Origin of the sequence: Micromonospora sp. WMMD956, assembly GCF_029626125.1 — a bacterium.
Classification (GTDB): domain Bacteria; phylum Actinomycetota; class Actinomycetes; order Mycobacteriales; family Micromonosporaceae; genus Micromonospora; species Micromonospora carbonacea.
The window spans coordinates 4,698,757-4,721,013 of the sequence record NZ_JARUBI010000005.1 but is presented as its reverse complement, the minus strand read 5'-3'; the positions used below and the strand labels follow the sequence as shown (position 1 = coordinate 4,721,013).

Sequence of the window (22,257 nt, the reverse complement as noted above, 5' to 3'; positions counted from 1 at the left end):
TCCCCGGGACGGTCGAGGCTCGATGATCGCAAGCCCCGTCAAGGACGGCGGCACGGCGGCGGCGTCCTGTCCGGAAGCCGACGTCGAGCGGCACCGGCCCCGCGCCGGCGGCCCGGCCGACGAGGAGTCTGCCGGCCGCCGTGGTCCAGACGGCGTCCTCGCGGAACAGGGAGACGAACCCCTCTGTACCGGACTTCAGGTCAACAGCGGCGGGCCCGGAACGCAACGTCGCCGTCAGGGCAGGCCGAGGGCGAGCGCGAGCTGGACGAGGGTGGCCGGGGCGTGCGGAGCGCGGGTCGCCTGGGCGATCACCTGCCGGGCGGCGGGGCGGTGACGCAGCTCGGCCGGGGCGGTGCGTTCGGCGTCGAGCAGCGCCCGGCCGGCTGCGCGTGGGTCGTCGGTGCGCAGGTACGCCCGCGCGGCATCGAGCAGGTGCGCGGCGCGGTGCTCGGGCGGCAGCCACCGCCAGGCGTTCCGCCTGACCGCCCTCTCGTGCCAGGCGACCGCGTCGCGGGCCGCGCCCAGCTCGACGGCTGCGGCGGCGCGAGCCAGGTCGACCACCGTCGGGCCGAACGCCGTCGCATGATGCTCGTGGCCGTCGCCCACCCGCGCCGCCAGGTCACCGGCCTCGTCGAGCAGGTCGGCCACCGACCGGTGGTCTCCGTCGCGGGCAGCCGCGAGGGCGGCCTGCACGAGCAGCGTTCCGCACAACGACAGCTCCGCCGGGACGCCGTCGTCGGGGTCGGCCGGGGCGATCCGGTACGCGGCGGCCAACGCCACCGACCTCGCCTCCCGCGCCCGCCCCGTCGCCCGCAGCGCCTGGCCGAGCTGCACGCAGGCGGCGGCCACCAGCACCGGATCGCCGGCTGCGGCGGCCACCGCCCGGTCGGCGGCCAGCCACGCCAGCTCGCCCTCGTCGAGCTTCACCAGCAGCGACGCGGTCACCCGGTACGCCTCCACCAGCGCCGCCCGCCCCTGCTCGGGATCGTCGGCGTGGGCGCGCTGCGCCGCCGCCAGCAGACCCGGCACCAGCGCGAGCACCTGCGGATACCGAGCATGCTGGAACGTGACCCACGCGTGCGCGACGTCCCGGGCCAACCGGTCCGCCGGCAACACGTCGCTCCGGGCCGCCGACGTGCCAAGAGCCATGTCGTACGTCGACAGGGCCGCCCGGATCCGCTCGACGCCCTCGACGCGTTCGGTCACCTCGGCCGGCTGCACGTCACGGCCCAGCAGCACCGAAGCGTTGATGCGCAGGACGACGGCGATGTCCCGGAAGGTGGACACCTTGTCCAGGGCGCGGACGCCCCGTTCGACCTTGTCCACCCAGCTCTTCGACCTGCCCAACCGGTCGGCCAGCATCTGCTGCGTCATCCCACGCCGCACCCGCCACTGCGCCACCCGACGACCCGCCGGCAGTTCGTCACCGGCCACGACGCCACCGCCGATCCGGCACCGCCCGCGTCGTCTCCTCCACCGGTATCCGCTCCGCCTCGGCCTGCGCGAGAATGCGCTGCCGGGCCGCCTCCCGCTCCGCCTCCTCCATCCGCTCGCCCCGGCTGGACGTCGACTCATCACCGCGATCAGATGCCATTGCGCTCACTCCGCCTTCGGTCGGGGTGCGGCGGGGTGTTCATGGGAAGGCCCGATGCCGGCGGGCCCAGCCAGTGATCGTGGCCGGCTGGAATGCGGTGCCGGACACGGCAGGGCAGTTCGGCCCCACAGCGGCAGACCCGTCGCCGCCTCCACCAGGACCACACCGGCCGATGCCTGCCGACCAGGGTGAGAGCGACCGCGATCAGGTGCTCCTCGTACGGGACAGGCGTCACGCGCGTACCTCCCACACGGACAACGACCGGGCGGCCGGCATCACCAGATGCCCCCGAATCAATGCCATGACAGAGATACGGCGCGGAACCGATCGCCCTAAAGCTGGGCTATCGTCGACGTCATCGCTCAACGTAGTCACACCGATACTTCAGTCGATTGCAGCTCGTCGCGGTAACCCCACCGTTGGGTCCCCTCACGGGGCTCGGTGGTGGACGTGAACGCGATACCGTGACCGCCCAACAGCCTCCCGGTGGGGGGAGCCACGTGGACACACGACCAGGCCGCGTGTTTCCCCGGCACCTGCTCGAACTCCCGCAGATCATCCATGCGCTCGCCAAACGTGACTTCACCCCTGTCTTTGCTGCGGCGAAGGCGGCCGGGCTGAGCTACAACGCGATCGCCGCAGCGTGCGAGATGAAGACGGAGCGGGTCAGCCTCATCGCACGTGGCAGCGCCACCGTCACGAGCATCGACACCGTCGAGCGGATCGCGGACGGGTTGCACATTCCGGGTGGGATGGTCGGTCTCGCCGCGCGATGCTGGGAGAAGCAGGCTGCATCTCATCCGCCGAGCAACACAGGAGACGATCTCATGAAGCGCCGTCAACTCCTGCGGGGCGCGCTCGCCGCCGGCTTGACCAGCACCTCGCTGATGCACATCGCTGAGGCTCGGCAGGGCGGCGACAGGGCGCTGACCACTACGGACACGGTCGACATCGCTCACATCGAGTCGGCCGCCGAGCAACACAGCTATGGCTACCGGGGGCGTCCGCCCGTCGACGTACTCGCCAACCTCGTCGCGGAATTCAGCGAGATCACCCCCTTGCTACGCCGACCGCAACGCGCGTCGGGTCGGGTCAGGCTCGCACATCTCGCCGGAATGGTCGCCGGAATGGCTGCCGTCGTGCTGCACGACCTCGGCAACCGATGCGAAGCGCACGCCTGGTTCCGCACCGCCGCCCGCGCCGCCGAGGAGTCCGGCGATCGGACGCTCCACGCCTGGGTGCTGGCCCGGGAAGCCATGGTGCCCCTCAACTTCGGCGCGCCGCGAACAGCCGCAAACCTCGCCGAGCAGGCCCGGCAGATCGCCGGCAGAGGCACCACTGCGGCGGCCACCCTCGCCACCGCCGTGGCCGCCCGCGCCTACGCCAGCAGCGGCCAGCGTGACAAGGCTCTGGCCGCGCTAACCGAAGCCGACTTGCACACCCCTGTCAGGAGGCGAGGCCTACCTTCAGCGCGAGATCATGTACGCCGTTTCGCGCCGACCTGGGCCCGTCCAGCAGGTCGAGGGTGGCCTGACGGGCGTAGCCGTTGAAGCGGATCGTCTCCGGTGCCGCGTCGTACGCCTGGCGAAGAGCCTCCACGGTGGACCCGGTGTCGCTCTTGGCGCGGTGTGCGCGAGCCACCTCGATCAGGTGCCGGGCGCGGCGTGGCCGCGACGGGACGGCGGCCGGATCGAGACGGTTGGCCTGTCGCAGCGCTTCACCGGGCTTCTGCAACTCGACGGCGAGGGTCACCGCGTGCGCGGCCATGATGATCCGGGAGAACGACGTCTGCTGCTGGTAGAAGCCCTTCGGCAGCCGCCGGGACACCTCGTCGGCGAGATCCCAGTACCGCCAGGCGCGGCCCTCCTCCCCCGCCCGCGCGGCCACGTAGGCGGCCTCGAAGTGCAGAGCGCCCCAGAGGGCGAGCAGGTTCGGGCTCGCGTCGGCCGCTCGTGCCTCCAGTGCCGAGATCAGCTCCAGCGCCACCGTCGTGGCGGTGTCCCAGTCGCCCGAGTCCCGGTGGAGTTGGCACAGGAACCAGCCCGCCCGGGCCACCGCCTCCGGGTCGCCGGACTCCTGCGCCGCCATCATCGACCGGTCGGCGACGCGCCAGATCAGCTCGGCGGCAGGTTGGTAGGCGAGGTACATCTGGGCCAGCCCGAGGGTTTCGGCCAGCAGCGCGTGCGCCCGGCGGCGATCGGCCCCCTCGTACGTCAGCGCGGCGAGTTGCGCGTCCCGGACCAGGTTCGGCAGCACGGCTGCCAGCACCGTCCGGTGGTCCGAGGACTCGTGGCGGGCCCGCCAGGCTGCGGCAAGACGGTCGCTGAGCTGCGCCAACGGCGGCGCGGCCGCAGTGCCGGGCATGGCGACGTGGTTGACGGCGTCGCGCACCGAGGCGAGCGCGGGATGCTCCGGCCCGTTGACGACGGCGGACCGGTCACTCAGCTCCCCGACCAGGGCGGAAACGTCGACCTTCAGGGCGCGGGCGATCCGATCCAGCATGTGCACGCGTGGCGGCAGGATGCGGTCGTTCTCCACTGCCTTCACCCACTCGGCGCTGCGGCCCACCAACCCGCCGAGCACCGCGCGGGTCTTGCCCGCCTGTTCGCGGTAGAGCTTCAGCCGCTGCCCGAAGGTCAGCTCCGGCATGGCGTCCATCCCGACCTCCCCGCGTGACGCGCCACCCACCCGGGGTCGCCATCCCACGGTACTCATGAGCGTGGGAGCTCGTCACCCTTGCGGCAGCCAGCAGCATTGAAGTCACCGCTCGGGCATTTGCCCGATATGACTTGACTTATGGCGTGAATCGAACTCTGGAGTCGGATGGCCGACAACCGCCAGGCGGAGGCGGATGTTGCGGCCACGCCCCTACGGCTCGACGATGGGCCCTTCTCACATTCGGCAATCACTCAGACACGAAAAGCAAGGTCGCAACTTGGTGGGCACGCGCCCGAAGGACGCAGCCCGAAAGGACTCCATCCATGCACACACCCACCCAGGCAGGCGAACTCCCTGGTCGAACGCCTATTCGACGAAGCCGCACCGAGGGTGACTTGGCCGGATGGTGGATCCATCGGCGCACCGACCATGCCACCATTGCAGCACGGAGGGCGTTCACCCAGTGACACGACCCCGTCACGCTAAGGGTGGCGCATACGAGGACTTGCTGAGAGAGGCGGAACGAGCCGGTTGGACCGTCACGGGCGGGGGAACAAGCACTACAAGCTGAAGTGCCCAAACTCGTGCAGGTGCATCAAGACCATGTCGACCACGCCATCCAACCCGAACTACCTGCGCAACATGCGGGCGCAGCTGCACCGGGTGACTTGCTGGGAGGACAGATGAAGACCGAGATCCGTCTCGCTGCCGAAATGACCTTCTTCGCCGACCCGGACGGCACCGACGAGCAGTTCGAGGCGTTCCTGGACGAGGTGATGGAGCAACTGAACGCCATCGGCCGGGAGGACGTCGACCTCGCCGCGAGGCTGCCCGACCGGTACGCGGAGTTCGAGACCACCGTCGAGGCCGCCGACTTCAACATCGCAGGGGCGGGTTTCATGATGGACCTGCGTACGGCCCTGCACGCAGCCGGGTGCAACACCGCAGACTGGCCCCGGTTCGCGCCCAGCCACCAACACGTTCGCGAGCTACAGACGGCCTGACCGAGCGTTGACCCGAAGCCCCCCTCAGCCCGAGGCGGGGCTTCGTCGTGCGCGGGCCGAAGCGAGCGAGCATCCGAGATCTTGGAAGATCCCGGCCCCTGGAGGGGCCACCAGCTTCCAAGGTCTACCGGTCCCCTACCGACGGGGGGCCAGGCGGGCGATGAGGTGCTCCGCGAGGGGCCACGGGCCGTAGCCGTCGGCCGTCGTCAGGTGCCCGGCGTCGCCGAGGTCGACCAGCTCGGCTCCCCAGCACTCGGCCCGGTGCGCCGCCCGGTCGTACGTCATCACCGGGTCGGTGCGGCTGGCCGCCAGGATCGACGGGAACGGCAGCGGGTCGTCGGGCAGGGCCGGCAGCACCGACGTCCCGTCCGTCCACGGCTCGACGATGTCGGGCGGGGTGACCAGCAGCGCGCCCCGCACCGGGCCCGGCCCGGCGGACGCCGCCCACAAGGCGACGGTGAGGCAGCCGGCGCTGTGCGCCACCAGCACCGTCGGCTCGGTGACCCCGTCGAGGGCGGCGGCGACGGCGGCGACGCGCTCGTCGGCCACGTACCGGCCCCGGGTGGCGTGCCGGACCCAGCAACGCGCGGGGTCACGGCCGGCCAGCCACTCCTGCCAGTGCTCGGGCAGGGGGTCGTTGCGGCCGGGCACCAGCAGCACGCGCGTCATGCCTCGGGAGGCTAGCGTCGAGCCGGGAGCCGCACCGCCCCACACGAGCAGCGCGAGCACGAAGCACGAGCGAGCACGAAGGAGGATGTCGATGGCGTGGATCTCGTTGACCACCGACTACGGCCTGGCCGACGGGTTCGTGGCCGCCTGCCACGGGGTGATCGCCCGGCTCGCTCCGGCCGTCCGGGTGATCGACGTGACCCACCTCGTCCCGCCGGCCGACGTGCGGCGGGGCGCGGCCGTGCTCGCCCAGACGGTGCCGTACCTGCCGGTGGGGGTGCACGTCGCGGTGGTCGACCCGGGGGTGGGCACCGCGCGGCGCGGGGTGGCCCTGGCCACGCCGGGCGGGACGCTGGTCGGGCCGGACAACGGGCTGCTGCCGGACGCCGCCGCCGCGCTCGGCGGGGTGACGGCCGCCGTGGAGCTGACCAACCCGCAGTGGCTGGCACCCGAGGTGTCGCGCACCTTCCACGGCCGGGACGTCTTCGCCCCGGTGGCCGCCCGGCTGGCGGCGGGCGCGCCGCTGGCCGACGCGGGGCCGGCGGTCGACCCGGCGGGCCTGGTCCGGCTGCCCGAGCCGGTGCTGCGGGCCGAGCCGGGCGGGTTCGCCGCCGAGGTGCTGACCGTGGACCACTTCGGCAACGTGCAGCTCGCCGCGCCGGGCGACCGGCTCGCCCCGCTGCCGGCCCGGCTGCGGGTGGCCGGTCGGGTGGCGGCCCACGGGCGCACGTTCGGCGACGCCCCGCCCGGCGCGCTGGTCGCGTACGTCGACTCGGCCGGCCTGGTCGCCGCCGCCGTCAACGGCGGCCGGGCCGCCGACGTGCTGGGCGTCGCACCCGGCGACCTGGTGACCGTCACCGCCGAGGAAGGCTGACCGTCACCGCCGAGGAAGGCTGAGGCGTGACCGCCGACAAGGACGTCGCCGGAACGTGAAATCGGCCCACCGTCGGAGTGATACCGGATCGTCGGTTGTGGAATGCTCTCCCGGTGGGTGTTCAGTGGGTTCCTTCGGCATGTCCCTGTTGCGCCTCGCTGACCGGGGGCGGCACGTGCCCGGTCTGCTTCTGGACCGACGACGGTCAGAGCGACGCCGACGCGGACGTGGTCCGGGGCGGCCCCAACGGCGACCTGAGCCTGACCCTCGCCCGGCTCAACTTCGCCGTCTACGGCGCCAGCCACCCCCGCTACCAGGACATGGTGCGCCCGGCCCGCCCGGAGGAGCGCCCCTGACCCTCGGGGTGCCCACACCGCCCCGGCCAGGGTGAACACCGCCCCGGCGGGGACAATGGCGGCATGCCCGAAGGCGACACCGTCTGGAACACCGCCCGCGTGCTGGGGCGGGCGCTCGACGGTGCGCGGCTGACCGCATCCGACTTCCGGGTGCCCCGGCTGGCGGGCACCGACCTGGCCGGCTGGACGGTGCGCGAGTCGGCGAGCCGGGGCAAGCACCTGCTGCTGCGGCTCGCCGCCCCGGTGCCGGTCGACCCCGGCTCCGGCCCCGCCGGGCGGTCGGCGACGCGCGGGCCGGGTGGGGTCACCGGCTGGACGCTGCACTCGCACCTGCGGATGGACGGGGCGTGGCGGGCGTACGCGCCGGGGGAACGCTGGACGGGCCGGCCCGCGCACCTGATCCGGGTGGTGCTGCGCGCCCCCGACGCGGTCGCCGTGGGCTACCACCTGCACGAGCTGGCGCTGGTGCCGACCACCGAGGAGGACGCCCTCGTCGGCCACCTCGGGCCGGACCTGCTCGGCGCGGACTGGGACCCGGCCGAGGCGGTCCGCCGGCTCGCCGCCGCGCCGGAGGCGACGATCGGCGAGGCGCTGCTCGACCAGCGCAACCTGGCCGGGGTGGGCAACCTCTACAAGTGCGAGGTGCTGTTCCTGCGCGGGCTGTCGCCGTGGACGCCGGTCGGCGCGGTGCCCGACCTGGCCGGCACGGTGGCGCTCGCCCAGCGGCTGCTGGCCGCCAACCGGGGGCGGTGGACGCAGAGCACCACCGGGTCGCTGCGCCGGGGCGAGACGAGCTACGTGTACGGCCGGCGCGCCCAGCCGTGCCGCCGCTGCGGCACGGCGATCCGCAGGGAGGAGCTGGGCGAGCGGGTCACCTACTGGTGCCCGGCCTGCCAGCCGGAGCCGGGGGTCGGGACAGGGCCCGGGCGGCCCGCGCCGCCGCCGACCGGAACAAGGGCCGAGCCGCCCGGGCGGCCCGCGCCGCCGACCGGGACACGGGCCGGGACAGGGGTCGAGCCGCCCGCGCCAACACCCTGACCTGCGGCGACACGCCGTCCCAGCCGCCGGGACGTGGAGCAGATAGGGACGATTGGGTAGTTCCGCACCGACCCTCCGACGTCGCATGCTGCGGTTGAGTGCTCACCGACCGTCAACAGGCGGGTGCGGCCGCCCCGAGGGGGTGGCGGCCGCCACGCCACGACCGATCCGGGGAGAGCCATCGTGCTGTTCCGCAGACTGCGCTCCAACTTCGTCGACCGGCCCCCGCGTACCGGCGCGGAGCCGGGGCCGACCGTGCCGGCGGCCCGGACCGCCGAGGCGACCGAGCCCGACGTGGCCGAAGCCGAGGAGGTGGCGCCGGCCAGCCTCGACCCGGCGGCCGTCCCGCGCTGCTTCGGCCCGGTGCCCAACTTCGCCGCCAGCCCGCTGCCGGTGCCGGTCCCCGCGCCGGACGAACGCGGCGGGGCCGCCGCCGGCACGGGCCTGCGCAAGTTCGTCGACGCGCTGCCCCGCCCCGGCGAGGGGGGCCGCACCGAGCTGGGCGGGTGGCTGCCGGTCGCCGTGCCGGACACCATCACCTGGCCGGGCTGCGACTACTACGAGATCGGCCTCCAGGAGTACGCGCAGCGCCTGCACCGCGACCTGCCCGCCACCCGGCTGCGCGGCTACCGGCAGCTCAACCTCGGCACCGACGGCACCGGGCACAACACGGTGGCCCCGCCCGACCGGCCGTACCTGTGCGGTCCGGTGATCGTGGCCCGGCGCGGCCGGCCGGTGCGGATCAAGTTCATCAACCAGTTGCCCACCGGCCGGGCCGGGGAGCTGTTCCTGCCCGTCGACGCGACGCTGGACGGGGCCGGGCCGGGCCCACTGGACGGTCCGGCGCCCTACCCGCAGAACCGGGCGGTGCCGCACCTGTACGGCGGGCAGACCGGCTGGATCAGCGCCGGCAACCCGTGGCAGTGGGTGACGCCGGCCGGGGAGATCACCCCGTACCCGACGGGGGTGGGGTTGACCCACGTGCCGGACATGCCGCCACCCGGCCCGGGGGCGACCACGCTCTACTACCCCAACGAGCAGAGCGGCCGGCTCATGTGGCTGCACGACAACACCCTCGGCCTGTCCCGGCTCACCGTCTGCTCCGGGCAGCTCGCGCTCTATCTGCTCACCGACGAGGCCGAGGAGGGCCTCGTCGCCGACGGGGTGCTGCCCGCCGAGCAGCTCCCGCTGGTGGTCACCGACCGCACGTTCGTGCCCGACGACACGCAGCTCGCCGGCCAGGACCCGACGTGGGACCGGGACCGCTGGGGGGCCCGGGGCAGCCTCTGGCATCCGCACGTCTACCAGCCCCGGCAGCACCCGTCCCGCCCGTCGGGGACGAACCCGACCGGCCGCTGGGACTACGGCCCGTGGACCCGCCCCGCGCCCCCGGCCGACGCGCCGCCGGGCCGGCCCGGGCCCGACGACGCCGCCCCGTCGACCGCGCCGGGGGCCACGGGCGGGCCCGTGCCGAACCCGCACCACGATCCCGTCGCCGACCCCGACGAGCCGCCGCTGGCCCCGGGCGTGCCACACCCGTCGGCGGTGCCCGAGGCGTACGGGGACACCCCGCTGGTCAACGGCGTCGCGTACCCGTACCTGACGGTCGCGCCGAAGGCGTACCGGTTCCGGATCCTCAACGCCTGCGCGGACCGCTCCCTCAACCTCCAGCTCTACCGGGCCCGCTCCGACGGGCCGATGTGGGACGCGGACGGCGGGCTGCTCGACGCCGACGCGGGCGAGGTGCCGATGGTGGAGGCCGCCCGCGCGCCCGGCCGCCCGCCGCACTGGCCCGTCGACGGGCGCGACGGCGGGGTGCCCGACCCGGCTGCCGCCGGGCCGGCGATGATCCAGGTCGGCAACGAGTGCGGCCTGCTGCCGGCCCCGGCGGTGCTGCCGAACCGGCCGGTCGGCTACCGGTACGACCGGCAGGACCCGACGGTGCTCAACGTCGACGGGCACACCCTGCTGCTCGCCCCCGGGGAGCGGGCCGACGTCGTCGTCGACTTCTCGGCCGTCCCGCCCGGGGCCGTCCTGATCCTCTACAACGACTGCCCGGCCCCGCTGCCCCGCTTCGACCCCCGTAACGACCACCACACGGGCGCCCCGGACCGCACCGCCGTCGGCGGCGTCCCCGGCACCCTGCCCGGGTACGGGCCGAACACCCGCACCCTGCTCCAGTTCCGGGTGGCCGGCGAGCCGGCCGAGCCGTACGACCTCGACCGGCTGGCCGGGCGGCTGCCCGCCGCGTACGCCGCGAGCCAGCGCCCGCCGATCGTGCCGCAACCGGCGTACGACCGCGCGTTCGGCACCCGCACGGCCCGGGAGACGGTCGGCACGGCGCACGCCATCGCGGTCAGCTTCACCCCGGTCGGGGCCGCCGCGCCGGTGACGCTGCCGCTGACGGTGAAGGCGGTGCAGCACGTCTTCGACCCGGCGTACGGGCGGGTCGCCGGCCGGCTCGGGGTGGCCCACCCGCACGCCGGGCCGCTGGGCCCGGCCACCCTGCCGCTCGGGCCGGTCGACCCGGCCACCGAGACGCTGGTGATCGCCGACCCGACGGTGCAGGTCGGCGCGCCCGCCGACGGCACCCAGCTCTGGCGGATCGTCGGCAACGCCCCGCAGACCCACCCGGTGCACGTCGGCGGCTGCGACGTGCAGCTGGTCAACCGGGTCGGCTGGGACGGGGCGGTCCGCCCGCCCGAGCCCAACGAGCTGGGCTGGAAGGAGACGGTGCGGGTCAACCCCCGCGAGGACGTGATCGTGGCGCTGCGGCCGGTCGCCCCCGCCCTGCCGTTCAAGATCGGCGACAGCGTACGGCTGCTCGACCCGACCCGCCCGGCCGGCGCCCGGATCGGCTCCACGGCGGTCAGCCCCGTCGACGGGCGGCCGGCGGCGGTGGTCAACCAGCTGGTCAACCTGGGCTGGGAGTACCGCTGGCACAGCCAGCTCGCCGGTCACCGCGACCAGGGCATGAGCCGCCCGCTGGTGCTGCGGGTCGCCCCGCTCGCCCCGACCGGGCTGACCGCCACGCCGGTGCCCGGCTCGGCGACCGTGCTGCCGGCGATCGCGCTGACCTGGACCGGCAACGGCAGCCGACCCCCGGCCAGCAGCCACCTGCTCCAGCGGGCCACCGACGTCGCGTTCACCGAGGGGGTCACCGCGATCACCGTGGCCGCCGCCGCGACCCGCTACACCGACTCCACGGTCACCCCCGGCGTCACCTACCACTACCGGATCCGGGCGGAGAACGAGGTGAGCTGCTCCGCCTGGTCCAACGGCGTCCCGGCGTCGGTACGCCTCGCCGCGCCGAGCGGGCTGGCCGCGGTGATCCCGCCGGCCGCCCCGCTGCGGGTGGCGCTGCGCTGGGCGAACCGCTCCTTCGCCACCGGCGTCGACGTGCAGCGGGCCACCAACCCGACGTTCACCAGCGGCCCCGCCACCACGGCCATCGGGGTGCAGGAGCAGCACGTCGACGCCGTCGTGGCCCCGGAGACCACCTACTACTACCGGGTGCGCACCACGTACCTGGGGGTCGCCTCGCCGTGGTCGACGGTCGCCGCCGTCACCAGCCCGCCCCGGCCGGCCCCGCCGACCGGGCTGACCGCCGTCGTGGGCGCCCCCGGCCCGGACACCGCGACGGTGACCCTGACCTGGGCGGCGGACCCGCCGGGCGGGCCGGGGGCCGGTTTCCTGGTGCAGCGGGCGGTCGACCCGGCGTTCGAGCGGGAGGTCGCCGCGTTCACGGTGCACGGGCGGGCGTTCGTCAACACGGGCCTGGCCCGGGGCGTGACCTACCACTACCGGGTGCGGGCCGGCAACGTCGTCGGCAGCTCCCCGTTCACCCCGGCGGTCGCGGTGACCACCCCCGACTGAGTCGGCTCAGTGGGTGGGGGCGCGCAGCGGGTCGCCGACGGTGCGCAGGGGCTCGCCGACGGTCCGCAGCTCGGCCAGCGCCGACGCCACCCCGTGCAGCAGGTCCGTCGCCTCGGCGAGCCGGGACGCGGCGGCCTGCTCGCCGGCGGCCCGGCCGCCGAGGTGGCCGGCGTCGGAGCGGGCGTCCTCGGCGAGGTAGCCGGCGGCGGCCACCACCAGCCGCTCGTACGCCGTCACCCCGCTCTCCAGCTGCGCGGACAGCTCGCGGTGGGCCTCGGCGAGGGGGGCGCGGGCGTCGGCGGGGGCGAGCCGCAGGGCCCGCTCGACGCTGGCCACCCGCCCGGCCAGCTCGCGCAGCGACCGGTCGGCGGCGGCGGCCTCGGACACGGCCGGCTCGGCCAGGCCGGTCAGCCGGCCGGTCATCCCGCCGAGGGTGAGCGCCGCCCGGTCCAGCCGGGCCCACGGCTGCGCCACGCTGGTGCCGCGCAGGGCCAGCCGGGACCGGGCGCGGCGCACCTCCGCCACCACCCCCTGCCCGGCGGGGAGCCGCTCCACGGCGGCGACCAGCCGGGCCCGGGACCGGGCCGCGGCCTCGGCCGGGTCGAGGGCCGGGGGCGCGGGGCTCGCCGCGAGGGCCCGCAGGTCGATCCACCGCCAGACGGCCAGGGCCACCGCGCTGCCGGCCGCGCCGGCCCACGCCGCATCGGGCAGACCCAGCCCCGCGTACGGGGTGAGCACCGCCGCCGCCCCGGTCAGCCCGCCGCCCAGCACGCTCCACCGGCGGGCGGACCGCCGCAGCCTGCGGAGCTGGCGGAAGTATCGTGCTCGCTCGTCTGCCACCCGTGCCTCCTCGTTCCGGCCGCCGGGGCGGTGCCGAAGCCGCCCGGCCGGCAGTCGCTGGCGCCGCTCAGCCGGCGGCGCTGGTGTCGCCGGTGCCGCGGTCCTGCCCCATGCTGGCCCGGAGCTGGTCGAGCCGGGCCGCGGCGGCCGGGTCGACGGCCGGGGTGGCGGGCGCGGCCTGACCCTGCTGCCCCACGGCCGGGCGGTCCTGCCGGCCGGCGAGCTGCTCGCCGGCCATGCTGGCGCGGATCTGCTCCAGCCGGGACGAGCCGGCCGAGTCGAGGGACGCCTTCTGGATCTCCAGCATCCGGCCCTCGACGGAGTTGCCGGCCAGCTCGGCGCGGCCCATCGCGGTGGCGTAGCGCTGCTCGATGCGGTCCCGCACCGCGTCCAGCGACGGGGTGCTGCCGGAGGCGGTGAGCGACGACATCGACTCCAGCGACTGGGCCACGCTCTCCTGCATCTTGGCCTGTTCGAGCTGGCTGAGCAGCTTGGTGCGCTCGGCCAGCTTCTGCTGGAGGATCATCGAGTTGTTCTCCACCGCCCGGCGGGCCTGCGCGGCGGCGCCGAGCGCCTGGTCGTGCAGGGTCTTCAGGTCCTCGGTGGCCTGCTCGGCGGAGACGAGCTGGGTGGCGAGCACCTGGGCGGTCTGCTCGTACTTCCCGGCCTCCGCCTCGTCGCCCCGGGCACGGGCCTGGTCGGCGAGGACCAGGGCCTGCCGGGCGTTGCCCTGGAGCCGCTCGACCTCGGTCATCTGGCGGGACAGCTTCATCTCCAGCTGCCGCTGGTTGCCGATCACCGCCGCCGCCTGCTGCACCAGCGCCTGGTGCTGGCGCTGCGCCTCCTCGATCGCCTGCTGGATCTGCACCTTGGGGTCGGCGTGTTCGTCGATCCGGGCACCGAAGAGCGCCATCAGGTATTTCCAGCCCTTGACGAACGGGTTCGCCATCTCCGCGGTATCCCCTCAGTAGAGTCGCGCCGCCCCGGCCAGGCCGGGCGGTCCGGCCGGTGGTCGTGCGGCGGTGACCCCCATCGTCCCAGCCGGGCGCCAGCCCGGCATCCGTACGTCACCGGCGGCACGCCACCGTCTGATCAACAGTACGCGGCGTGGGAAAGCCCGACCACGTCCTCGGGCGACCTGCGGAAGGGCGGATGGGATCAGGCGGCGCAGACGACGTCGCGGTCGCGCTCGGCGGGGCGCACCCGCGTGCGCAGGGTCGCCTTCAGCGGGGAGTCCTGGTGCACCGCCACGGCCACCGGGCCGCCGGTCGTGACCTGCCGGACCCCCCGGCCGGTCGACTTGCGCACCGGGGCGCGGCCCACCGGGGACTCGACGGGCTCGGCCGGCTCGTCCTGCACCGGCACCAGCACCCCGGGAAGCTGCTCGGCGAGCGCCACCGTGTCGCTGACCTCGCGCAGCAGCTCGGAGAGGCGGGCGCCGAGGGCGTCGCAGATGGCGGCCAGCAGCTCGCTGGAGGGCTCCTTCTGGCCGCGCTCGATCTCGGAGAGGTAGCCCAGGCTGACGTTGGCCGCGGAGGAGACCTCGCGCAGGGTGCGGTGCTGCCCCTGCCGGCGCGCCCGCAGTGCGTCACCGATCACCCGGCGTAGCAGGACCATCGCACCTCCCCTGACGGGTCTCACCCTCTTCACCGACGCCGTGCCGGCGCGGCGTGCCGCCCCGGCGTCGACGCCACGCGTCGGAGCCTTCCCGCAACCGTACCCGCTGCGGGCCCCGGTGACATCCCACCCCGCCCGTCCTTCTGGCCGCGGGGCTCAGCGGCGGGCCGCCCCGGCGGGCGCGGCGTCGCCGTCGCCGGAGCGCGGCACGCCCGACCCGGGCCCCGGCACGGCCGCGTCGATCCGCTCGGCGAGCAGCCGCAACGCCTCGATGACCGCGGCGGTCCGGATGTGGTCGCGGCCCCCGTCGAGGTCGAGCCGGCGGACCTCGGCGCCGGCCGGCCCGGCCACCGCGACGTAGACCAGCCCGACCGGCTTGCCGTCCTGCGGCTGCGGCCCGGCGACGCCGGTGGTGGCCAGCCCCCAGTCCGCGCCGCAGCGCCGCCGGCCGCCCTCGGCCAGGGCGCGGGCCACGTCCGGGTCGACCGGGCCGCGCTCGGCCAGCAGGTCCTCCGGTACGCCCGCCAGCGCCGACTTCAGCTCGGTGGCGTAGACGACGAGGCCGCCCCGGTAGACGCCGCTGACCCCGGCGATCTCCACGACCGAGGCGGAGAGCAGGCCGCCGGTGAGCGACTCGACGGTGGCCAGCGTCTCGTGGCGATCGGCGAGGCGGTGCACCACGCCGGCCGCCGGGCTGCCGGCCGGCCGGTGCCCGTTCGCGTCAGTTCCCATGGAAATGTCCCTTTCCCCGCGCCGGCCGGTCTACGCGTCCCCGCGCCGCTCTACGCATCCTCGCGCGCGGGCCGGCGCAGGCGCAGCGCCTGGGCCACGTAGTCGAAGCCGGTGACCACCGTGACGCCGACCGCGGCGGCCATCAGCCAGGGGCCGACGGCGGCGAGCCCGGCCGGCATCGGCCACAGGTACCAGGTGATCGCCAGGATCTGCAACGCCGTCTTGATCTTGCCGCCCCGGCTGGCCGCGATGACGCCGTGCCGGATCACCCAGAACCGCAGCGCCGTGATGCCCAGCTCACGGGCGAGGATGACGCCGGTCACCCACCAGGGCAGCAGGTCGTACCAGGACAGCAGCAGCAGGGCCGCGCCGGTGAGCGCCTTGTCGGCGATCGGGTCGGCCACCTTGCCGACCGAGGTGACCAGGCCGAACCGGCGGGCGATCCAGCCGTCCACCAGGTCGGTCACCGAGGCGACGGCGAAGATCAGGCAGGCGGCGATCCGCCACCCGGCGTGGGTCGCGCCGGAGGCGACCACCGAGGCGGCGAAGACCGGCACCAGCACCAGCCGCAGCAGGGTCAGCCCGTTGGCCGCGTTGAGCACCGGGACCCGGGCGACCACCGGCGGCTGCGCCGACTCAGCCGCCGGCGTCACCGGCGCACCCCGCTCGGGCCGCCGCGGCGAACCTGGCACCGCACCACGTGGCTCCCCCGCCTTCTCAGGGCCCGCCGTCACCGTGCCGCGCCGGGCGCAGCCGAGATCATCTCATCCGGGACGGCGACGAGATCCACCCCTTCGGTGGCGGTCACGGTGGCGCGAACGAGGTCGCCGGGGCGCAGCGCCGCCAGGTCCACCCCGCCGTCGGCCGGGGTGACCAGGGTGGTGGAGCCGTCGACCTCGGGGGCCTGGTGCGCCGCCCGGCCCTCGACCACGCCGTCGTCGACCGAGTCGACCAGCACCTCGACCGTGGAGCCGAGCCGCTCCTCGGCCCGCTGCGAGCAGAGCTCGTCGGCGAGGGCGCTGAGCCGGTCGTACCGGCGCTTGATCGTCGCGGCGGAGACCTTGCCGGGCAGGCCGGCGGCCTCGGTGCCGTCCTCGTCGCTGTAGTCGAACATGCCGATCGCGTCGAGCCGGGCCGCGCTGAGGAACCGGACCAGCTCGTCGACGTCGCCCCGGGTCTCGCCGGGGAAGCCGACGATGAAGTTGCTCCGCGCGCCGGCCTCCGGGGCCAGGGCGCGGGCGGCGGCCAGCAGCTCCAGGAACCGGTCGGTGGAGCCGAAGCGGCGCATCCGGCGCAGCACCGGCTCGCTGGAGTGCTGGAACGACAGGTCGAAGTAGGGCGCGACGCCGGGTGTCGTGGCGATCGCCTCGACCAGGCCGGGGCGGGTCTCGGCGGGCTGGAGGTAGCTCGCCCGGACCCGGACGATCCCGTCGACCGCGGCGAGCTGCGGCAGCAGCTTCTCCAGCGCCCGGGGGTCGCCGAGGTCCTTGCCGTAGGACGTGGAGTTCTCGCTGACCAGCACGAGCTCCCGCACGCCTGTCTTGGCCAGCCACTCCGCCTCGGCGAGCAGCTCGTCGGGCGTCCGCGAGACGAACGCGCCGCGGAAGGCGGGGATGGCGCAGAACGCGCAGCGGCGGTCGCACCCGCTGGCCAGCTTGAGCGACGCGACGGGGCCGGTGTCGAGCCGACGCCGCAGCACCTGCCGCAGGTGGGCCGGGGTGTGCTCGTCGGTGGCCACGACGGCCCGGTTCGTGCCGTGGCCGGGCAGCGAGACGGCGCTGTCGCGCCGGGCGACCGGGGTCAGCGGCAGCAGCTCCCGGCGGTCGCGCGGGGTGTGCGCGTCGAGCGCCTCGCCGGCGACGACCGCGTCGAGGCGGGCGGCGATGTCGGGGTAGTCGTCGAAGCTGAGCACCGCCTGGGCCTCGGGCAGGCTGTCGGCCAGCTCCCGGCCGTACCGCTCGGCCATGCAGCCGGCGGCGACCACCTTCGCGCCGGTGTCGGCGGCGGCGAGCAGCGTCTGGATCGAGTCCTGCTTGGCCTTCTCCACGAAGCCGCAGGTGTTGACGACCACCACGTCGGCCCCCTCGCCGTCGGTGGTGACCTGCCAGCCGTCGGCGTGCAGCCGGGCGGCCAGCTCCTCCGAGTCGACCTCGTTGCGGGCGCAGCCGAGGGTCAGCAGGGCGACGCGGCGGCCGGCGGATTGCGGGGAGGGGGCGGTGGCAGACACCATCCGAGGGTACCGGGCGGGCGGACGGCGGCCCGCAACGGCGGCCACCCGGATCGCCCCCGCACGCCACCCGCCGGCCGGGGCCGGCTCAGGCCACGGCCGCGCCCACCCGGACCAGCCGGTCGAGCAGGAAGACCTCCGTGCCGGCCAGGCCGGTCGAGCAGAAGACCGACACCTGGTCCGCGCCGGTCCGGCCGCGAGCCTCGCCGGCCAGCACCGCGCCCAGGTCACCCAACCGCCCGGCGTACGCGGGCAGCGTCGCCAGCATCGGCGGGTCGTACGCGGCCGCCTGCGCCGGCGAGTCGGTGACCAGCAGATCGGCGGCGTCGAGCAGGTCGGTGCCGAACTCGTGCCGGTCGGCCTGCTTGAAGCCGACCGTGTTGACGTGGGTGCCGGGGGCCAGGTCGGCGGCGTCGAGCACGGGGGCGACGGCGGTGGTGGCGAGCACCACGACGTCGCGCTCCCGCACGGCGGCCCGCGCCGAGTCGACCGCCCGCGCCGGCACGCCCAGCTCGGCCCGGACGCGGGCGGCGAACGCCTCCCGCCGGGCGGCCGAGCGGCTGTGCACGGTGACCTCGCGCAGCGGGCGCACCGCGGCGGCGGCCCACACCTGGGTCCACGCCTGCGTGCCCGAGCCGACCACGCCCAGCGTGGCGGCGTCCGGCCGGGCCAGGGCGTCCACGGCGACCCCGCCGAGCCCCCCGGTGCGCCGGGAGCCCAGCTCGTCCCCGACCGCGACCGCCCGCACCGCCCCGGTGCGCCCGTCGTGCAGCACGACCACCTGTTCGCCCTCCGGGTGCCCGAACGTGTCGTAGGAACGGAAGCCGTACCACTCGCCGGTGAGGTGCCCGGCGGTGAGCACCATCCGTCCCCCGCCCAGCGCCGCGGCGGCCCGGGGCGGGGCCACCAGGCGGCCGGCGTGCGCGGCGAGCAGGGCCTCGCGCATCGCGGCCACCGTGGTGGCGGCGTCCAGCGCGGCGGCGACGTCGGGGTCGGCGAAGAGCAGCGGCATGACCCGAATACTGCAACTTGAAGTCAGGTTTACGTCAACCGGTGGTGGCCCGGCTCACCCCGCCGCCGCCCCGGCCGGTGCTACCGTCGGTCGCGGCGGCCCCAGGGCCGCCCCGGACGAGTGGTGGGCGCCCCGCAGGCCCGGGCACCGAAGCAGAGGTGTTGCGGCATGGCCTGGATCGTGTTGGTGATCTCCGGACTCCTCGAGACCGCGTGGGCGGTCGCCCTCGACCGCAGCGCCGGCTTCAGCCGGCTCGTGCCGTCGGTCGTGTTCGCGGTCACGCTGGCGCTCAGCATGGCCGGGCTGGCGTACGCGCTGCGCGAGATCCCCGTCGGCACCGGCTACGCGGTCTGGGTGGGCATCGGCGCGGTCGGCACCGCGCTGGTCGGCATGCTGGCGCTGCACGAGTCGGCGAGCCTGCCCCGCATCGTCTGCCTGCTGCTGGTCGTCGCCGGGGTGGTCGGCCTCAAGGTCTTCCACTGACCGGTCCCCCGCTGACCCGTCTTCCCCTGACCGACCGGCATGCGTAGTTTTCGGCACCGGTGGGTAGTGATCCGGTCGACGGTAGAACGAGGCTCACCACGGAGGACGTCATGACCGACACCCACGCCACCACCCGCCCGCGCACCAACGCCGCCCGGATCTGCACGATCGTCGCGTTCGTCTTCGCCGCCCTCGCGGTCTTCGTGTCGCCGGTGATCTTCGGCCTGCTCGGCGTGATCCTCGGCGTGGTCGGCGCGGTCCTCGGCGACAAGCCGCTCGGCTGGTACGCCGCCGCCGCCAGCGTGGCCGGCGCCGTGCTCGGCATGATCCTCAGCGCGGTGATCCTGAACGCCTGAGCACCCCACCCGCTCAGCCACCGCGACCGCGGCCGAAGGGCCCGCCGGGATTCCCGGCGGGCCCTCGCCGTTCCCCCCGCCCTGACCGCCGGAGGCGGCCGGCGGCAGCGAATGGCCGCGCTCTACCCGCCCCCGGACCGTGACACGCAGCGACCGCTCCCGCTCGACGCCACCACCACCTTCGTTCCCTTTGCTCTGCACCCGAATACGCAACAGTTCACGCAACGCAATCGGCTGCCCCTTTCCCACCGCCTATCGGTTTCACAAAGCTGCTGGCCAATGGGGTGATGCGTCCCTGGGTGCAGAGCAAAGGGAGCGCGGGGAGTCCTGCACGCCGGACTGAACATGACCCTGAGTCAGGTTGACAGATCCGTCACCCAAGGTGAGCAAGCACGGCCGACCCGCATCGGGCCGGGAAGGGGGTCCAGCGGGCTGGTCAGTCGTCCGCGCCGCCGAGGCCGGCGAGGACCTCCTCCAGCTCGTCCGGCTTGACCAGCACGTCGCGGGCCTTGGAACCCTCGGACGGGCCGACCACGCCCCGGGTCTCCATCAGGTCCATCAGGCGGCCGGCCTTCGCGAAGCCCACCCGCAGCTTGCGCTGGAGCATCGACGTCGAGCCGAACTGCGAGGTGACCACCAGCTCGACCGCCTGCACCAGCAGGTCCAGGTCGTCGCCGATCTCCTCGTCGATCTTCTTCTTGCTGTCCTGCGCCGGGGCCAGCACGTCCGGGCGGAACTCCGGCTCCCGCTGGTCCTTGCAGAACTTCACCACGTCGGCGATCTCGCGTTCGGTGACCCAGGCCCCCTGGATGCGGATCGGCTTCGACGCGCCCATCGGCAGGAAGAGGCCGTCGCCGCGTCCCAGCAGCTTCTCCGCGCCCGGCTGGTCGAGGATGACCCGCGAGTCGGCCAGCGACGAGGTGGCGAAGGCCAGCCGGGACGGCACGTTGGCCTTGATCAGGCCGGTGACCACGTCCACGCTCGGCCGCTGGGTGGCCAGCACCAGATGGATGCCGGCGGCCCGGGCGAGCTGCGTGATCCGCACGACCGAGTCCTCCACGTCGCGCGGCGCGACCATCATCAGGTCGGCCAGTTCGTCCACGATCACCAGCAGGTACGGGTACGGCCGCATCTCCCGCTCGCTGCCCGGCGGGGCCTTGATCTCCCCCGTGCGCACCTTGCGGTTGAAGTCGTCGATGTGCCGGACCCCGTTCGCGGCGAGGTCGTCGTAGCGCATGTCCATCTCGCGGACGACCCACTCCAGCGAGTCGGCCGCCTTCTTCGCGTTGGTCACGATCGGGGTGACCAGGTGGGGGATGCCCTCGTAGCCGGTCATCTCGACGCGCTTCGGGTCGATCAGCAGCAGCCGCACCTCGTCCGGGGTGGCCCGGGTGAGGATGGACACCAGCAGGGTGTTCAGGCAGCTCGACTTCCCGGCTCCGGTGGCCCCGGCGATCAGGATGTGGGGCATCTTCGCGAGGTTGGCCACCACGAAGCCGCCCTCGATGTCCTTGCCGAGCGCCACCACCATCGGGTGGTGGTCGCTGGTGGCGGCGCGGGAGCGCAGCACGTCGCCGAGCGCCACGTTCTCCGGGTCGGTGTTCGGGATCTCGACGCCGACCGCGCTCTTGCCCGGGATCGGGCTGAGGATGCGCACGTCGGGGGACTTCACCGCGTACGCGATGTTGCGGGAGAGCTGGGTGATCCGCTCGACCTTCACGCCCGGGCCCAGCTCCACCTCGTACCGGGTGACCGTCGGGCCCCGGGTGAAGCCGGTGACCTCGGCGTCGACGCCGAACTGGTCGAACACGCCGGTGAGCGCGGCGATCACCTCGTCGTTGGCCTTGCTGCGGGTCTTCGGCGCGGCCCCGCCGCTGAGCAGGTTGGCCGGGGGCAGCGTGTAGTCGCCGGCCAGGCCGGTGAGCGCGAGCTGCTCGGCCCGGGTGGGCGGCGGCGAGTGCTCCGGCGGCTCGACCGGCTTGCGGGTGGCGGGCACCTTCGCCGGGGCCTTGCGGGGCAGCACCACGGTCTCCTGGAGGTCCGCGCCCTCGTACGCCTCCCCGTCGAAGTCGTCCGGGTCCGGCAGCGGCGGCGCGGCGCGCTTGGCCGGGCGGCGGCGGGCCGGCTTCTTCTCGGCGGGCTCCGCCTCGGCCTCGTCGGCGGCCGGCGGCGGGCCGACCACCGCGCCGGCGAGCAGCCCGAGCCGCTCCGGGATCTTGTTGATCGGCGTGGCGGTGACCACCAGCAGGCCGAAGACGAGCAGCAGGAGCAGCAGCGGCACGGCGACCCAGGCCGTCACGGCGGTCTCCAGCACGTCGCCGACGCCCGCGCCGATCAGGCCACCCGCGTAGTCGCGCTGGACCGGGTCCACCGGGTTCTGTCCGATGTGCAGCATCGCGGCGGTGGCGACCAGCATGGACCCCCAGCCGACCAGGCCCCGCCCCCGGTGCTCCGGGTCGCCCGGCGTGCGCATCAGCCGCCACGCCCCGATCGACAGCAGCACCGGCACGACGATCGAGATCGCGCCGAGGAAGAGCCGCACGGTGTCGGCGAGCCGGGCACCGACCGGCCCGGCCCCGGAGAACCAGATGGCCACCGCGCTGAGCAGGGAGAGGCCGAGCAGCAGCAGGCCCGCGCCGTCGCGGCGGTGCTCCGGGTCGAGGTCGCGGGCGGAGGCGGCCTGCCGGCCGGCGGCCCGCACCGCCCAGCCGACGCCGTGCGCGAGCCCCATCCACACCGTGCCGATCGCCCGGCCGACGTGGACGGCCGGGCCCTGCCGCGCGGCGGGGCGCCGCCGGGGCGCCGCCTTGGTGGTCTTCTTCGCCGGCTGACGGGCACGACTGTTCGTGGTGCCACGCGGCGACGCGCCGCGTCGCCGGCTCGCCTGAGAGGTACGGCCCGCCATAGAGTCACCGTAACGG

19 protein-coding genes and 1 pseudogene are annotated in these 22,257 nt (G+C 74.9%); 8 read left to right on the top strand and 12 right to left on the bottom strand.

All coding sequences use genetic code 11. The annotated features are described in order from the left end of the window. Positions 1 to 234 precede the first annotated feature (234 nt). Positions 235 to 1,434, bottom strand: coding sequence for a helix-turn-helix domain-containing protein (locus O7628_RS21370; protein ID WP_278133081.1), 1,200 nt, complete (start codon positions 1,432 to 1,434; stop codon positions 235 to 237). Further along, positions 1,424 to 1,594, bottom strand: coding sequence for a hypothetical protein (locus O7628_RS21365; protein WP_278133079.1), 171 nt, complete (start codon positions 1,592 to 1,594; stop codon positions 1,424 to 1,426). Before O7628_RS21365 ends, O7628_RS21370 begins: the two co-directional genes overlap by 11 nt. 500 nt (positions 1,595 to 2,094) lie before the next feature. Here O7628_RS21365 and O7628_RS21360 point away from each other — a divergent pair, with 500 nt between their 5' ends. Further along, positions 2,095 to 3,144 (top strand): hypothetical protein, encoded by a 1,050-nt coding sequence (locus O7628_RS21360; RefSeq protein WP_278133077.1) that lies wholly within the window; start codon positions 2,095 to 2,097, stop codon positions 3,142 to 3,144. On the opposite strand, the gene O7628_RS21355 is transcribed toward O7628_RS21360, so the two are convergent. Beyond that, positions 3,041 to 4,252 carry a helix-turn-helix transcriptional regulator gene (locus tag O7628_RS21355; protein ID WP_278133075.1) on the bottom strand — a complete coding sequence of 404 codons (1,212 nt, stop codon included), beginning with the start codon at positions 4,250 to 4,252 and terminating at the stop codon, positions 3,041 to 3,043. The two genes, O7628_RS21360 and O7628_RS21355, sit on opposite strands and share 104 nt — an antisense overlap. 683 nt (positions 4,253 to 4,935) lie before the next feature. On the opposite strand from O7628_RS21355, the gene O7628_RS21350 reads away from it, so the two are divergent. Next, positions 4,936 to 5,256, top strand: coding sequence for a hypothetical protein (locus O7628_RS21350; protein WP_091277398.1), 321 nt, complete (start codon positions 4,936 to 4,938; stop codon positions 5,254 to 5,256). 135 nt (positions 5,257 to 5,391) lie between these two features. Here O7628_RS21350 and O7628_RS21345 read toward each other — a convergent pair whose 3' ends face one another. Continuing rightward, positions 5,392 to 5,925 (bottom strand): alpha/beta hydrolase, encoded by a 534-nt coding sequence (locus O7628_RS21345; RefSeq protein ID WP_278133074.1) that lies wholly within the window; start codon positions 5,923 to 5,925, stop codon positions 5,392 to 5,394. 91 nt (positions 5,926 to 6,016) lie between these two features. On the opposite strand from O7628_RS21345, the gene O7628_RS21340 reads away from it, so the two are divergent. The 4 genes and pseudogenes from O7628_RS21340 (at position 6,017) to O7628_RS21325 (ending at position 12,069) form a co-directional block, all read left to right on the top strand. Next, complete coding sequence (locus tag O7628_RS21340) at positions 6,017 to 6,799, top strand: SAM-dependent chlorinase/fluorinase (RefSeq protein ID WP_278133073.1); 783 nt, start codon at positions 6,017 to 6,019, stop codon at positions 6,797 to 6,799. A gap of 113 nt (positions 6,800 to 6,912) precedes the next feature. Then, complete coding sequence (locus tag O7628_RS21335) at positions 6,913 to 7,155, top strand: CPCC family cysteine-rich protein (protein ID WP_091277528.1); 243 nt, start codon at positions 6,913 to 6,915, stop codon at positions 7,153 to 7,155. Positions 7,156 to 7,218: 63 nt separating this feature from the next. Further along, positions 7,219 to 8,064, top strand: a pseudogene (locus O7628_RS21330) (zinc finger domain-containing protein); the annotation flags it as partial. Positions 8,065 to 8,373: 309 nt separating this feature from the next. After that, complete coding sequence (locus O7628_RS21325; protein WP_278136373.1) at positions 8,374 to 12,069, top strand: multicopper oxidase domain-containing protein; 3,696 nt, start codon at positions 8,374 to 8,376, stop codon at positions 12,067 to 12,069. Positions 12,070 to 12,075: 6 nt separating this feature from the next. Here O7628_RS21325 and O7628_RS21320 read toward each other — a convergent pair whose 3' ends face one another. From O7628_RS21320 to O7628_RS21290, 7 genes are all read right to left on the bottom strand, one after another. After that, positions 12,076 to 12,909: a hypothetical protein gene (locus O7628_RS21320; protein WP_278133072.1), complete on the bottom strand. Its 834-nt coding sequence runs from the start codon at positions 12,907 to 12,909 to the stop codon at positions 12,076 to 12,078. A 67-nt stretch (positions 12,910 to 12,976) separates the two neighbouring features. Next, positions 12,977 to 13,858, bottom strand: a complete 882-nt coding sequence (locus tag O7628_RS21315) for a PspA/IM30 family protein (protein ID WP_074473914.1) — start codon at positions 13,856 to 13,858, stop codon at positions 12,977 to 12,979. Between the two features lie 209 nt (positions 13,859 to 14,067). Continuing rightward, positions 14,068 to 14,526 carry a helix-turn-helix transcriptional regulator gene (locus O7628_RS21310; RefSeq protein ID WP_178063881.1) on the bottom strand — a complete coding sequence of 153 codons (459 nt, stop codon included), beginning with the start codon at positions 14,524 to 14,526 and terminating at the stop codon, positions 14,068 to 14,070. A gap of 156 nt (positions 14,527 to 14,682) precedes the next feature. Beyond that, positions 14,683 to 15,258 carry a CinA family protein gene (locus O7628_RS21305; RefSeq protein WP_278133070.1) on the bottom strand — a complete coding sequence of 192 codons (576 nt, stop codon included), beginning with the start codon at positions 15,256 to 15,258 and terminating at the stop codon, positions 14,683 to 14,685. A 50-nt stretch (positions 15,259 to 15,308) separates the two neighbouring features. Then, on the bottom strand, positions 15,309 to 15,911 hold the full coding sequence (pgsA, locus tag O7628_RS21300) for a CDP-diacylglycerol--glycerol-3-phosphate 3-phosphatidyltransferase (RefSeq protein ID WP_278133069.1): 603 nt from the start codon (positions 15,909 to 15,911) through the stop codon (positions 15,309 to 15,311). Positions 15,912 to 15,988: 77 nt separating this feature from the next. Beyond that, entirely contained in the window at positions 15,989 to 17,488 is a 1,500-nt protein-coding gene (rimO, locus tag O7628_RS21295) for a 30S ribosomal protein S12 methylthiotransferase RimO (protein WP_278133067.1), read from the bottom strand. A gap of 85 nt (positions 17,489 to 17,573) precedes the next feature. Then, positions 17,574 to 18,497 (bottom strand): ornithine cyclodeaminase family protein, encoded by a 924-nt coding sequence (locus O7628_RS21290; protein WP_278133064.1) that lies wholly within the window; start codon positions 18,495 to 18,497, stop codon positions 17,574 to 17,576. 168 nt (positions 18,498 to 18,665) lie between these two features. On the opposite strand from O7628_RS21290, the gene O7628_RS21285 reads away from it, so the two are divergent. Further along, a complete protein-coding gene (locus tag O7628_RS21285) occupies positions 18,666 to 18,980 on the top strand; it encodes an SMR family transporter (protein ID WP_278133062.1) in 315 nt (104 codons plus the stop codon). 110 nt (positions 18,981 to 19,090) lie between these two features. Beyond that, positions 19,091 to 19,336 (top strand): hypothetical protein, encoded by a 246-nt coding sequence (locus O7628_RS21280; RefSeq protein ID WP_278133060.1) that lies wholly within the window; start codon positions 19,091 to 19,093, stop codon positions 19,334 to 19,336. A gap of 436 nt (positions 19,337 to 19,772) precedes the next feature. Here the strand turns inward: O7628_RS21280 and O7628_RS21275 are convergent, their stop codons facing one another. Continuing rightward, positions 19,773 to 22,241 carry a DNA translocase FtsK gene (locus O7628_RS21275; protein WP_278133059.1) on the bottom strand — a complete coding sequence of 823 codons (2,469 nt, stop codon included), beginning with the start codon at positions 22,239 to 22,241 and terminating at the stop codon, positions 19,773 to 19,775. Positions 22,242 to 22,257 lie beyond the last annotated feature (16 nt).